The sequence below is a fragment of the Streptococcus halichoeri genome (assembly GCF_019774635.1).
In the GTDB taxonomy this organism is placed as follows: domain Bacteria; phylum Bacillota; class Bacilli; order Lactobacillales; family Streptococcaceae; genus Streptococcus; species Streptococcus halichoeri.
Genome location: NZ_CP081502.1, coordinates 721,578 through 735,383 on the forward strand (window position 1 = coordinate 721,578; position 13,806 = coordinate 735,383).

A 13,806-nucleotide genomic window follows, 5' to 3' on the forward strand; every position below is an offset into this window, starting at 1 on the left:
GCTGAGCCAAGTTATCTGCCAACAAGTGCTCAGCCAAATGATGTCTAAGTCAGTATGGCCTTATCAAACAGACCTCGGCATATAAAATTTGGGTGACAAATAATCTTAGCTCTTTGATCTAAAGTAGCTCCAGATAAGCTGGGATGAAAAAAGCAGCTTAACAGCTTACCTATTTTACGAAAGTTCTCATTTAAGGTATAATGCTAGGTGAGGTGTCCTTATGAATAGTAAAAACCGTTATAAATTTACCTTTGGTGAAAAGACCTTAACCCTAACGACTGACAAAGATAATCTTTTTATGGAAGAAGTTGAAGCTGTTGCAAGGGAGAAATATGAAGCTATTAAAGCAAAACTCCCTGCGGCTGATGATGAAACCATTGCTATATTAATGGCGATTAATACCTTATCGGTACAATTAAATCGTGAAATTGCTTTTGAAACGTTAGAAAAAGAAGTCACTGAACTAAGAGAAAAAACAGTGATTGGGCTGCAAGAAAAAGCCAAGCAATCAAATGAGGATAAGGAGTAATCATGTTGTCCTTAATAATTATCCTGATTATGGCCTGGCAGTTTTACCTTGGTTATAGTCGAGGTCTGATTTTACAAGGCTTCTATTTCTTAGGGGCCCTGATTTGCTTATTTATCGCTAAGCATTTTTATCAAGACTTAGCACAAAAAATTGCGCTTTGGGTACCCTATGTGAACCCTGCGCAAGGGACCCAAATGGCTTTTTTTAAGTCAGTCAGTCTCTTTGATCTAGATAAGGTCTACTATGCTGGGGTTGCTTTTGTCGGGATTTTTTGTCTGGCTTATGCTCTGCTTCGCTTGCTTGGCCTTGTCTTACATTTAGCGCCGGTGCATCGCTTTGATAACCCAAAAACAGCCCTTCTAGCAGGACTACTCAGTGTCTTTGTTTCGATGATGTTCATGAGCATGGTGCTATCTGTTTTAGCAACGCTTCCTTTGCCTAGAATTCAAAATCTCTTCCATCAGCAGTTCCTGGCGCGCTTTTTGATTGATAAGTGCCCCCTAATGACAGCTTTGTTGGAAAAATGGTGGATAACAAACATTATCTAAAACAGCAGCTAAGCGTTGAGGAAATCAAGCCAGGCAGACCTTATCACGTCACGGGAAATGAAGCTCTGACTTAGCTGAAGCGGTGCATAATTGCCACGAAGAAGGCCTGAGGTGGTCCACACAGCTAGTCCTTTGTCAGTTAGTCTCGTGCATCTAGCTAGAAAGTGAGGAGAACTCAAAAAGCAGTCTTGAGTCCTCTCTCACTCTTTTTTATCTCACAATAAGGAAACAAGTCAGAAAAAAAAGGTATAATGTGCAGTATGGAAAGAAAAATTTTAGAACAGTTGGAATTTGCCAAGGTTAAGGCACAGTTTCAACCTTACCTGCAAACAGAAGCAGGGCAAAAGGAACTGTGGGAGCTTGAGCCTGAGTACCGAGTAGAAAAGATCAGGCATTTCTTTGCTGAAATCGCCGATATGCAGGCGATTTTTAGTGACTATCATCAGTTTGGACTGGGTCAGCTAAGCGATGTTAGCCAAGCTGTGAAGCGGCTGAAGCTAGGCGCTGATCTCAATACCGAGGAACTCTTAGACCTAAAACAGATCCTGTTAGCTTCAGCACAAGCTGTGCGTTTTTACCAACAGCTCGAAAATGTGCAGCTCAAGGCACTAGATCGGCTCTTTGAAAACCTTGAGACCATACCTAACCTCCAAGGTAGCTTACAGGCCATTAATGAAGCTGGTTTTGTGGAAAATTTTGCCAGTCCAGAACTAGAGCGGATTCGCCGTCAGATTACAAAAAATGAGCAGCAGAGCCGGCAGTTGCTGCAGGAAATGGTTAAAAAGCATCGTGATTACCTTTCTGAAAGCCTAGTAGCTAGTCGAAATGGCCGTAGTGTTTTACCAGTTAAAAACACCTTTCGTAACCGTATTGCCGGTGTGGTGCACGATATTTCCGCCTCAGGCAATACCATCTATATTGAACCTCGGGCTCTGGTTCAACTAAATGAAGAATTAACCCAGTTGCAGGCTGATGAACGCTATGAGATCATGCAGATCCTCCACCACTTATCAGACATGCTACGGCCGCACAGCTCTGTTCTTGCAAATAATGCTTGGCTCTTGGGACATCTGGACTTTGTCCGGGGCAAGTATCTCTACATGGCTGAGCACGAGGCCAGTCTACCTACGATCAGTCAGACAAAAACCATCCAATTATATGCTGTTCGTCATCCCTTGTTAAAAAAACCAGTGCCTAATGATATTCACTTTGCTCAGGATCTTAGCGTCATCGTCATTACCGGCCCCAATACAGGTGGTAAAACCATCATGCTAAAAACCCTAGGTTTAGCCCAACTCATGGCCCAGTCGGGATTACCGATACTAGCAGCTCAAGGGTCTGTGGTTAGCGTTTTTAACGGCATTTTTGCTGATATTGGAGATGAGCAATCTATTGAGCAAAGCCTATCAACCTTTTCAAGCCACATGACGCATATCGTTTCCATTCTAAACAAGGCCAACCAGGATTCCTTGGTGCTTTTTGATGAGCTTGGTGCAGGGACCGATCCCCAAGAAGGGGCTAGCTTAGCCATGGCCATTTTAGAACAGCTGCGCTTAACACAAATCAAAACGATGGCGACCACCCATTATCCCGAATTAAAAGCTTATGGCCTTGAGACGCCTCACGTAGAAAATGCCAGCATGGCATTTGACAGCCAGACGCTAAAACCGACCTACCATTTTATGCAGGGCGTACCAGGTCGCTCCAATGCCTTTGAGATTGCTAGGCGCTTAGGCCTTTCAGAAGTAATTGTTCAAGAAGCTGAGCAGATGACAGGTACTGATAGCGATGTTAATCGAATTATTGAACAGCTTGAGAGCCAGACTCAAGAGAGCCGCAAGCGGCTGGAGCGGATCACAAGCGTTGAACAAGAGAACCTCAAATTCAACCGGGCACTCAAAAAACTCTACAAGGAATTTGCCAACGAACGGGACCAAGAACTACAAAAAGCTAGAGACGAAGCACAAGAAATTGTCGATATGGCCCTATCAGAAAGCGAAGCGATTTTAAAGGAGCTGCATGCCAAGGCTCAATTAAAACCACATGAAATCATTGAGGCTAAAGGCCAGCTCAAACAGTTAGTGCCTAAACAAGACTTGAGTCAAAATAAGGTGCTTAAAAAAGCCAAAAAGGCCCGTGCCCCACAGCTTGGGGATAATATCATCGTCTCAGCTTATGGGCAAAGAGGGACCTTGATTAAGGCCTTAAAGGATAATAAATGGGAGGCCCAGATCGGCCTGATAAAGATGACCCTAACTGAAGATGAATTTCAACTGGTTAAGCCAGAGCAAGAAAAACAAGCACCTAAGAAGCAAGTGTCTGTTGTCAAGAAAGTTTCTCAATCAGCTGGACCTCGGGCTCGCCTTGATTTGCGAGGCAAACGTTACGAAGAGGCCATGCAGGCATTAGATGCCTTTATTGACCAAGCCTTGGTTAACAACATGAGTCAAGTCGATATTATTCATGGAATCGGCACCGGTGTTATTCGTGAGGGAGTGATCACATATCTGCGCCGCAACAAGCATGTTAAAAGTTTTGGGTATGCCCCTCAAAATGCCGGTGGGTCAGGTTGCACGATTGCTAACCTAGGCTAGTTGCCTAAATACCGTAGCAGAAATTTGCCTTATAGGCTATTTTCCCATAAAATAAGGATACGATAAAATAGTAAAGGAGAATGCAAATGGCACAAGCTATTACAGACAAAACATTTGAATCAGAAACTAAAGAAGGTCTTGTGTTAATTGATTTTTGGGCAACCTGGTGTGGTCCATGTTTGATGCAAGCCCCCATTCTTGAGCAATTGGCTGGAGAGTATGACGAAGATCAGCTAAAAATTGTTAAAATGGATGTTGATGAAAACCCAGAAACTGCTAGGCAATTTGGCATCATGTCCATCCCAACACTCATGTTCAAAAAAGACGGCGAAGTGGTCAAACAAGTCGCTGGTGTACACACCAAAGACCAAATCAAAGCCATTGTCGCTGAATTAAGTTAATGGGTAAAAAAGCTAAACTCAGTAGGGTTTGTCTTTCATCTCAAGAGGCTGGGCAAAAACGGGCTTCAAAATAAAACCACACAGCGGTTTTCTGTCTTGAAAACAATCAAGATGTGAGAATTACTGTGTGGTTTTTGAGTGCTTGAAGTTTTGAAGGCTAGATGCTTAGCCGATTTTGTTCGATTCATACTCAGAGAAGAAGAGGGCCTTTAGAAAGTTAGTCTAAAGGACTTTGATAGTGTTATTTTTAAGCTGAGGCCTGCTTTAAAAGCAAACTTGCCAGCTTTTTATCAACCTAACGGTAAACAAAAAGTGAAGTGTTTAAGCTTCACTTTATGGCATTTTCTTGGTGGTTCAAGTAGGCTTGGACCATTTTCTTTTGCGGGGTGGCAAAGGGATAGTTGTCAAAATCAGCTAGAGCTACCCAGGCCAATTGCCGGTCACTCTTTAGCGTTGGCTGACTAACGTGTCCTGCCAAAAGCTCGATGGTCCACTTTTGGTGGCTAAAAGTATGCTTGACTGGTCCAAAGCTCGCATCACTCCACTGTGGCATTAGCTGATAGGTATCCTGAAAAACTGCCTTTTGAGAAATCGTTTCAAGAACGTGGTTAGTATCCGTCTCAAATAAATCGAGCTGCTTGCTGATTAGGTTGGTCTCAACGATGGGAAAAGACCAAAAGCCTCCTAAGAGTCTACCAGCATTATTTTTTTCTAGTAAAAACTGTCCCTGTTCGTTACGGATGATGAAGGCCTGAATGTGTAGGGGTCGTGGCTTTTTCTTGGGCAGCTTAATGGGGTATTTATCCATGGTGCCGTGCAAATAGGCTGCGCTAAAAAAGCGAATGGGACTTTCATCAGGTCGAGGATTTTTCGCAGACTCAATATCGGTGCCCAGATCCATCAGGGCTTGGTTGAAATCCCCAGGTCTTTTTGGATCAATTAAGATTTCCATGATCGCCTGAAAAATCTTGCGATTTTTAGGATTGCCAATATCATAATCCACTTCAAACAAGCGTGCCATCACCCGCATGACGTTACCGTCAACGGCTGGCTCTGGGAGATTAAAGGCAATACTGGCAATTGCTCCCGCAGTATAGGGGCCGATGCCTTTTAAGCTAGCAATGCCCTCGTAGGTACTTGGGAAGTGCCCCTGGTGTTCGTCCATAATTTGCTGGGCGGCTTTTTGCATGTTGCGGACTCGCGAATAATAGCCCAGGCCCTCCCAGGCCTTGAGCAGTTTTTCTTCGGGGGCATGGGCCAGGTCAGCCACCTGAGGAAACCAGTCTAAAAAGCGTTCATAATAAGGAATCACAGTTTGCACTTGGGTTTGTTGCAGCATGATCTCTGAAATCCAGATGTGATAGGGGTTGGTCGTTCGTCGCCAAGGCAAATCACGCTTTTCCTGGTCGTACCAATGCAAAAGCGTCCGCCTGAACGCAGCAATCTTATCCTTTTCCCACATGGTTATTCCGTAATCTTGTAAATTTAGCATAGCTTTATTGTACCAAAGAAGGTCGAACTAAGGCAAAAATAACTGTCCTAGAAAGCTGGAAGTTTTTATGAAAAAATCTTGCTTTTGGACCTTTTTTAAGGTATAATAGAGACCTGTGAGCATCCCTCACTTACCTGTGCCGAAGGGGTACAGGTCATTAGTCCAAAAGGAGGAAAATATCAATGGCTAAATACGAAATTCTTTATATTATTCGTCCAAACATTGAAGAAGAAGCTAAAAACGCTTTGGTATCACGCTTTGACTCTATCTTGACTGACAACGGTGCTACTATCGTTGAGTCAAAAGACTGGGAAAAACGTCGCCTTGCATATGAAATCAATGATTTCCGTGAAGGTCTTTACCACATCGTAAACGTTGAGTCTGAAGATGCTGTAGCTCTTGATGAGTTTGATCGTCTCTCAAAAATCAACAACGACATTCTTCGTCACATGATCGTTAAACTTGACGCCTAAGTTAAGTTTTTAAAAAGAAGGTAGTTATGATTAATAATGTAGTGCTTGTTGGTCGCATGACCAAAGATGCAGAACTCCGTTATACCCCTAGCCAAGTAGCAGTGGCGACTTTTACGCTTGCTGTGAACCGTACCTTTAAAAACCAAAATGGCGAGCGCGAAGCTGATTTCATTAACTGTGTTATCTGGCGTCAACCAGCTGAAAACTTAGCTAACTGGGCTAAAAAAGGTGCCTTGATTGGAATTACGGGTCGCATTCAGACCCGCCATTATGAGAATCAACAAGGTCAACGGGTCTATGTAACAGAAGTGGTTGCGGACAATTTCCAAATGTTGGAAAGCCGTGCTACACGTGAAGGGGGATCAGCTAACGCTTATAATAATGGCGGCAGCTTTAACAACAGTTCTTCAAATGATAGTTACTCTGCTCCTTCACAACAAACACCTAACTTTGGTCGAGACGATAGTCCCTTTGGGAATTCTAACCCGATGGACATCTCAGACGACGATCTCCCATTCTAAGCAGTGGGTTTGAACGGATAAGAAATTATTCGAGTTCGGGCTAAGAGCTGGGGATTTAGATAAACTTCCTAAGAAAACAAGATTTCTTGTCAGTTTTCTTACATTTAGTCGCTCTTTAAATGCCCTTAACATCATAATTTATAAAGGAGATTACACATGGCTCAACAACGTCGTGGCGGATTTAAACGCCGTAAAAAAGTTGACTTCATCGCAGCTAATAAAATTGAATATGTTGATTACAAAGACACTGAACTTTTAAGCCGTTTTGTTTCAGAACGTGGCAAGATTTTACCTCGTCGTGTAACTGGAACTTCAGCTAAAAACCAACGCAAGGTAACAACAGCAATCAAGCGTGCTCGCGTTATGGCTCTTATGCCTTATGTAAACGAAGACTAATCAAGAAGGTCCACACAGGGCCTTTTCTTTTTGGGCTTAGGCGCAGCGGCTGCCTGTACTCCCTTCGACTGTCCAGCCAGACGTGTTGGTGGCTTCTTGAGTCACGGAGCTAGAAACTGGTTCGATCAGGTTGCTTAACTTGCCCGTTGCGGCTAACTAGGCTGAGCTCGTGAAGAAATAAAAAAAGCAGCGGGTTTCTACCTTCATTTTTGAAAAATGGCTGGTAGCTAGCTGCTCTTTTTCTTGCTTGAGATGAAATACCAAACTTGAGGATGAGGTGGTCATCCTCTTTTTTATGTGGTTAGTGAAAAACAATAAATCGCCAGACTTCTGAGCCCTACTCAAAGTGTGCCAACAAATAAGGATATTCCAAGCGTTAGGTCCAAAATCTAGCAATAGGAGTATTTTTTGTGTAAAAATGCCAGCTCTTTTGGTTGGCGGTCATCTAAATAATTGGTCAAAAAGCAGTGCCGGATTTTAACGCTTGCTTTATTGAATCTGTGTTAAGTCAACCACAGTTAGTGCTAATTAAGCTGTGCTAATAAAAGTGTGGATTCTTGATACTAGCTTTAAAGGCTCAGAACGCGGCTGATCAAAGGGGCCGCGTTGCGCTGTTAAGCCAATTAGCGTTGTGGGGACAAGGAATTTTGCACATTATATTTTTTAGCTAGGTAATAGCGTAGCCCAAAAGCTAAGGCACCCAGGATAATAAGTAGCAAAGGCGGTAAAACTGGGTTGATTGCTTGAGGTAGCAAGGCACTTACATAGTAGATAGACACCCAGGCTAACATCACCAAAGAGAGGGCCAGTATAATCTTGAGTGTGCTTGGCCGGTTCTTTTTATCACCACCCATATGACGGTAGATAAAATAATAGGTGGCATACATTGCAGCACCTCCGCCAAAGCCTAAGGCTAAAAGGGAGATAAGTCCGGTACCTGGAGCCTTTGAGCCAAAGAAGGCCATCAAACCATTTAGCAAGCCTACGACCCCAATAAATAACAAGGAGGTGTCTAGCCACATCAACCAAGGATTGGTGTTCTTTGCTTGGTTGGCTGCTGGTTTTGCAGTTGCTGAGTTTTGGGAGAAAGAACTAGCCCAGCTTGTAGGGGCGCCTAAAAAGCTGCGGGCAGGTACGCCTTTTGCTTGCTCTTCAAGGATAAGAGGGAGTGTTTCTTCAAGGATCGCCTTGATGTCGGCATCGGATTTGCCATCTTTAATCAGTTGATTGGTAGCAATGTGGATAAATTCTTGATTTTTTTTCGTGAGGTTTTGTAAATCCATTTTTTCTCCTTAATCGGCATTAGGTTTTCAAGAACAAGTGAGCAAAAAGAGTTTGCCGGTGGGTGATAGCTTGTTTTGCCATGCTATAAGCTATCATAAAGTAACTAGAACCAATTTTTCCGTAAAAAATACACAATAACCGCCGATGAGCCAAGGGCAGCTAAAAAGACAATGATGAAAAACCCATGCTTTAGATCGTTGAATGGCATCCAGTTGTTTTGGAAGTTCATCCCATAAGCTGAGAAAATCACCGTAGGAATATCTAAGGTCATTGTCATCAGGGCCAAGGTTTTCATGATAGTGTTCTGATTATTATTAATAATCGAAGCAGTTGTTTCGGTCATGGCATTTAAGACGTTTTCGTAGATGCCAGCCATCTCGATCGCCTGTTGCGTTTCAATCAAGGTGTCTTCTAATAAATCTTCATCTTCAATGTATTTTTTGAGCGAGCTGGTCGAACTGGATAACTTTTTAACGATGCGCTCATTGAACTTCAAAGAAGCTTTCAGATAGACGATAGATTTTTCCAACTCCATCATGTCCACTAACTCTTCATTACGAGTTGCACTTTCTAGCTGCGCTTCTAAGCGATCGCTTTGCCGATCAATGGTTCTTAGGGCCGTTAGAAAGAGTTCGGCATTGCGGTAGAGCATTTGAAAGACAAAACGTGTCTTCATAAAGGTGTAAAAGTTTTTCACCCGCCGATTATGGAAATGCTCAAATAAGGTTAAATCATTTAAGCTGGTTGTAATGACAGCATTTTCAGTTACAATAATTCCCAGCGGTACAGTCACATAATAGCTGTTATTATTACGTTCCTCATAGGTGGGCACGTCCACAATGATTAAGGTGTAATCATCTTCAACTGCAATACGTGAGGTTTCTTCAATATCAAGCGGGGCACGCAAGTCAGAGATGTCAATGTTAAATTGATCGGCAATTTCTTCTGATTCTTCCTGGGAAGGGTTTACCAATTTAATCCAAGCTCCTGGCTCGAATGTTTCAATTTCTTTAAATTCAATTGCCGATGAAAGAAACATTTGTTTCATGACAAGCCCTCCTTTTCCTAAAATAAGTGAGTAAAATCATGCTAAAAAAGCTGTAGCATACAGAGCAGCTTGCTCAAGTAATAGGGCTGGAATGCTTTGTTTATGATTTCACCTAAATACTCACCTATTATACACTAATATGTACCCAACGTCCATTGGCTTAGCCGTCAGCTAACAGTATTGACTAAGCAGGACCAAAAGAGTGGCCTAGGCTTACCTGCTCACCGCCTTTTAAAAGCTGGCCTGTGTTCTTTGCGGCCTTTGCGGTATTAATGTCAGAGCATTTTGTAACCGGCTCACTTGCTAAGTCTAAACAAATTAAAAAGTACAAATCTAAGCGATGTGCGTAAAAAATCAGCCGTACAAACTGTACGACTGACTTTATAACTCATACTATTTTTAGATAGTTAGCCTGTCTACTTGCCAAAAAAGCAGTTTACAAGAAAGAGGTTTGCTTTTTTAGGCGACATCAATTTAAGCGGCATCGTCTAAGGTTTCGTCAACAGGTAAACCAGTAATGTCATCAGGTGTTGTATCTTCGCTCACAGGTGTATTTAAGAGACCACCATTTTGGTAATCAATAGCGAAGCCTTGGGCGGTGTTAAAGACCCGCACGGTTTCATCAATTTTTTTATCAGAAGATAGGGCAGAGACCAGCACAGAGCGTGGGATTAATTCTGTGCCTTGGTATTCAGGGACGGCTTTATAGTAAACATATACTTGTGGGTGATGTTTGATGTGGTTTAATACTTTTCTTTCAATATATTGCATGCCACCTTTGTGGGTGCCGACATTTTGCATTTGGGTGCCCATGATGACATTATTGCGAAAAGCCCGGCCGCCTAAACTATCGGCAAAGAGATGACTGCGTACGAATAAGTGACTATTGTATTTATGGCCATCTAGTCTTGTTAAGACGACAGCAGGATTATTCTTCACTTTTTTAGCTTTGGTTTTTTGAGCATCGTATTCGTTTTCGCTAATTTGGGCATTGTCACTAAGGCGATAATATTTGTACCAACCACTTGGGTCAGAATTAGGTTCCCATGTTTCGCGGTAGCCCTTTGACATATTGATCATATCATTGGTAATGACACCATAAGCCATACCTGATCTTTTGTAGCCATCGAGCTGTGAGTAGTGAATATCTGACACAGTGACATGATTGGTGTTTGTGCCTTGTTTTTTATAGACTTTTTCAGTCGTTGTATAGAGGCGAGGAAACTCGGATGTCACAATCTGAGACGGTCCCACCACAGAATAGTAGTCCCCTTGTGCGGTATCATCAGCCGTAACAGCTGGCGAGCTGCTAAGGCCAAAGAGACCCACTGTAGCTAAAGCAACAATTGACGTGATGACAGATTTTCTGCCGAAATGTTTAGACATACGATGTCCTCCTTTATTTTATTTCACATTCATTATAGCACTATTAAATTAAAATGCACCTAAAAGCACTCGAAAGTTCCTAGAAACATTGTAATGACAAGGAAATAAAAGATTAGAATATTCTTAACAACGGAAATTTAAGAAATAGTCATAAAATATAATTTTTCAAAGAGGAGATGATTTAGACAGATGCTGTCTCTTTTTCGTGCTCCTAAATCACATGTGACAACTAAATCTGATATAATAGAAGAAACTTTCTCGAAAGGTGTGTTACTAACACAAAACTATGCAAGATAAACTCATTATTCGTGGAGCGCGTGCTCATAATTTAAAAAATATTAATGTTGAAATCCCAAGAGATAAACTCGTGGTCGTGACCGGTCTGTCCGGCTCAGGTAAATCTAGCTTAGCTTTTGATACCATTTATGCTGAAGGTCAGCGCCGTTATGTCGAGAGTCTATCAGCCTATGCTCGGCAGTTTTTGGGCAATATGGAAAAACCAGATGTAGATGCGATAGATGGCCTTAGCCCGGCCATCTCCATTGACCAAAAAACTACCAGCAAAAATCCCCGCTCAACGGTGGGGACCGTCACCGAAATCAATGACTACCTCAGGCTCTTGTATGCGCGTGTAGGAACACCTTATTGTATCAATGGCCATGGTGCCATTACGGCTTCATCTGTTGAGCAGATTGTCGAGCAGGTCTTGGCTTTGCCAGAGCGCACGCGAATGCAAATCTTGGCTCCAGTGGTGCGGCGTAAAAAGGGCCAACATAAGCCGGTTTTTGACAACATTCAAAAGAATGGCTATGTCCGGGTGCGAATTGATGGGGCGATTTATGATATTAGTGAAATCCCAGAATTATCCAAAAGTAAGCTCCATAATATTGAGGTGGTGGTGGACCGTCTCATTAACAAAGAAGGTATCAGGAGTCGGCTTTTTGACTCTGTAGAAGCTGCTTTGCGGTTGGGCGATGGGTACTTGATTATTGATACGATGGATGGCGAGGAATTGCTCTTTTCCGAACATTATTCCTGCCCGGTCTGTGGTTTTACGGTGCCTGAATTAGAGCCGCGTCTTTTTTCTTTCAATGCTCCCTTTGGTTCTTGTCCGACCTGTGATGGTCTAGGCATTAAACTGGAAGTGGATTTGGACTTGGTGGTACCTGATCAGACCAAGACGCTGCGTCAAGGCGCGCTAGCTCCATGGAATCCAATCTCGTCCAACTATTATCCAACCATGCTCGAACAGGCCATGGCGGCCTTTGGCATTGACATGGATACTCCTTATCAGGAACTGTCCGACCAGGAAAAAGCTCTGATCCTGTATGGCTCCAATGACAGGGAATTTCATTTTCATTATGTCAATGATGTTGGTGGGGTGCGCGACATTGATATTCCCTTTGAGGGCGTCATCACTAATATTAATCGTCGCTTTCATGAGACTAATAGCGACTACACGCGCAATCAAATGCGCTCCTACATGAATGAACTAACTTGTAATACTTGTCATGGCTATCGCTTAAATGATCAAGCACTGTGTGTACGGATTGGTGGGCAGACAGGGCCCAATATTGGTGAGATTTCTGAGCTGTCCATTGCTGATCATATGGCTGTGCTTGACGATTTGACCTTATCTGAGAATGAACAGACCATTGCCCGGCCAATTATCAAAGAAATTCGCGACCGCTTGAGTTTCCTAAACAATGTCGGCCTTAACTACTTGACCCTTTCACGCTCAGCCGGGACCTTATCAGGTGGTGAAAGCCAGCGGATCCGACTGGCCACTCAGATTGGTTCGAACTTATCAGGGGTGATGTATATTTTGGATGAGCCCTCTATTGGTTTGCACCAACGAGATAACGATCGCTTGATTGATAGCTTGAAAAAGATGCGTGATCTGGGCAATACCTTGATTGTGGTCGAGCATGACGAAGATACTATGATGCAGGCAGATTGGCTGATTGATGTGGGTCCTGGCGCTGGTGAATTTGGCGGGGAGATTATTGCTTCTGGCACACCTAAGCAGGTGGCCAAAAATAAAAAATCGATCACCGGTCAGTACCTATCTGGTAAGAAGGCTATTTCAGTTCCTAGTCAGCGGCGAGCAGGCAATGGCCGTTTTATCGAAATCAAAGGGGCCAGTGAGCATAATTTGAAGGATTTAGATGTGCGCTTTCCGCTTGGCAAGTTTATTGCGGTGACGGGTGTGTCTGGTTCAGGCAAATCCACTCTCGTAAATGGCATTCTAAAAAAGGCTGTGGCGCAAAAGCTCAACCGTAATAGTGACAAACCAGGAAAACACAAAGCATTGCTCGGCATTGAGCACGTTGAGCGTTTAATTGATATTGATCAAAGTCCAATTGGCCGCACGCCGCGTTCTAACCCCGCGACCTATACAGGGGTGTTTGATGACATTCGCGAATTATTTGCTCAAACCAATGAAGCCAAGATACGTGGCTATAAGAAGGGACGTTTTTCGTTCAATGTCAAAGGTGGTCGGTGTGAGGCGTGCTCAGGCGATGGGATTATTAAAATTGAAATGCATTTTCTCCCAGATGTCTATGTTCCTTGTGAGGTGTGCCATGGCAGACGCTACAATTCAGAAACCCTAGAAGTCCATTACAAGGGCAAAAACATTGCACAAATCTTGGACATGACGGTGGATGATGCCTTGGAGTTTTTTGCTGCTATTCCTAAGATTGCCCGCAAGATTCAAACCATCAAAGATGTTGGCTTGGGTTATGTGACCCTAGGTCAACCGGCCACTACTTTGTCTGGTGGTGAAGCCCAGCGGATGAAATTGGCTAGCGAATTGCATAAACGCTCCACTGGTAAGAGCCTCTATATTTTAGATGAACCAACAACTGGTTTGCATACAGATGATATTGCTCGTTTATTGACCGTTTTAGAGCGTTTTGTTGATGATGGCAATACAGTCCTTGTCATTGAGCATAACCTTGATGTCATTAAGTCGGCGGATCATATCATTGACCTGGGACCAGAAGGAGGTATCGGCGGTGGTCAGCTGATTGCTACGGGCACTCCAGAAGAAATTGCTCAGGTCAAGGCCAGCTATACTGGGCATTATTTGAAGGAAAAATTACAAGAATCCTAACCATAATATAGGAGGA

Annotated in this window: 12 protein-coding genes; 8 read left to right on the forward strand and 4 right to left on the reverse strand. The window is 43.2% G+C overall.

The window, feature by feature from the left end; translation table 11 throughout:
* The first annotated feature begins 220 nt into the window (after positions 1 to 220).
* The 4 genes from K5J94_RS03575 (at position 221) to trxA (ending at position 4,072) form a co-directional block, all read left to right on the forward strand.
* The gene (locus K5J94_RS03575; RefSeq protein ID WP_159545414.1) at positions 221 to 529 is read left to right on the forward strand and encodes a hypothetical protein; all 309 of its coding nucleotides are present in this window, start codon (positions 221 to 223) and stop codon (positions 527 to 529) included.
* 2 nt (positions 530 to 531) lie between these two features.
* Positions 532 to 1,077 carry a CvpA family protein gene (locus K5J94_RS03580; protein WP_159550057.1) on the forward strand — a complete coding sequence of 182 codons (546 nt, stop codon included), beginning with the start codon at positions 532 to 534 and terminating at the stop codon, positions 1,075 to 1,077.
* Between the two features lie 260 nt (positions 1,078 to 1,337).
* Positions 1,338 to 3,671: an endonuclease MutS2 gene (locus K5J94_RS03585; protein WP_221913547.1), complete on the forward strand. Its 2,334-nt coding sequence runs from the start codon at positions 1,338 to 1,340 to the stop codon at positions 3,669 to 3,671.
* A gap of 86 nt (positions 3,672 to 3,757) precedes the next feature.
* Positions 3,758 to 4,072 (forward strand): thioredoxin, encoded by a 315-nt coding sequence (gene trxA, locus K5J94_RS03590; RefSeq protein ID WP_159545420.1) that lies wholly within the window; start codon positions 3,758 to 3,760, stop codon positions 4,070 to 4,072.
* 328 nt (positions 4,073 to 4,400) lie between these two features.
* On the opposite strand, the gene mutY is transcribed toward trxA, so the two are convergent.
* Complete coding sequence (gene mutY, locus K5J94_RS03595; protein WP_159564761.1) at positions 4,401 to 5,564, reverse strand: A/G-specific adenine glycosylase; 1,164 nt, start codon at positions 5,562 to 5,564, stop codon at positions 4,401 to 4,403.
* A 182-nt stretch (positions 5,565 to 5,746) separates the two neighbouring features.
* Between mutY and rpsF the strand changes: the two genes are divergently transcribed.
* From rpsF to rpsR, 3 genes are all read left to right on the forward strand, one after another.
* A complete protein-coding gene (gene rpsF, locus K5J94_RS03600) occupies positions 5,747 to 6,037 on the forward strand; it encodes a 30S ribosomal protein S6 (RefSeq protein WP_159545424.1) in 291 nt (96 codons plus the stop codon).
* A gap of 26 nt (positions 6,038 to 6,063) precedes the next feature.
* Entirely contained in the window at positions 6,064 to 6,558 is a 495-nt protein-coding gene (locus K5J94_RS03605) for a single-stranded DNA-binding protein (protein WP_159545426.1), read from the forward strand.
* A gap of 156 nt (positions 6,559 to 6,714) precedes the next feature.
* Positions 6,715 to 6,954, forward strand: a complete 240-nt coding sequence (gene rpsR, locus K5J94_RS03610; RefSeq protein ID WP_002983142.1) for a 30S ribosomal protein S18 — start codon at positions 6,715 to 6,717, stop codon at positions 6,952 to 6,954.
* A gap of 623 nt (positions 6,955 to 7,577) precedes the next feature.
* Here rpsR and K5J94_RS03615 read toward each other — a convergent pair.
* The 3 genes from K5J94_RS03615 to K5J94_RS03625 form a co-directional block, all read right to left on the reverse strand.
* Entirely contained in the window at positions 7,578 to 8,237 is a 660-nt protein-coding gene (locus tag K5J94_RS03615; protein ID WP_159545428.1) for a DUF1129 domain-containing protein, read from the reverse strand.
* 104 nt (positions 8,238 to 8,341) lie between these two features.
* A complete protein-coding gene (locus K5J94_RS03620; protein ID WP_159545430.1) occupies positions 8,342 to 9,286 on the reverse strand; it encodes a magnesium transporter CorA family protein in 945 nt (314 codons plus the stop codon).
* Positions 9,287 to 9,760: 474 nt separating this feature from the next.
* Positions 9,761 to 10,672: a DNA/RNA non-specific endonuclease gene (locus K5J94_RS03625; RefSeq protein WP_221913549.1), complete on the reverse strand. Its 912-nt coding sequence runs from the start codon at positions 10,670 to 10,672 to the stop codon at positions 9,761 to 9,763.
* Positions 10,673 to 10,958: 286 nt separating this feature from the next.
* Between K5J94_RS03625 and uvrA the strand changes: the two genes are divergently transcribed.
* A complete protein-coding gene (gene uvrA, locus K5J94_RS03630; protein ID WP_221913551.1) occupies positions 10,959 to 13,790 on the forward strand; it encodes an excinuclease ABC subunit UvrA in 2,832 nt (943 codons plus the stop codon).
* Positions 13,791 to 13,806 lie beyond the last annotated feature (16 nt).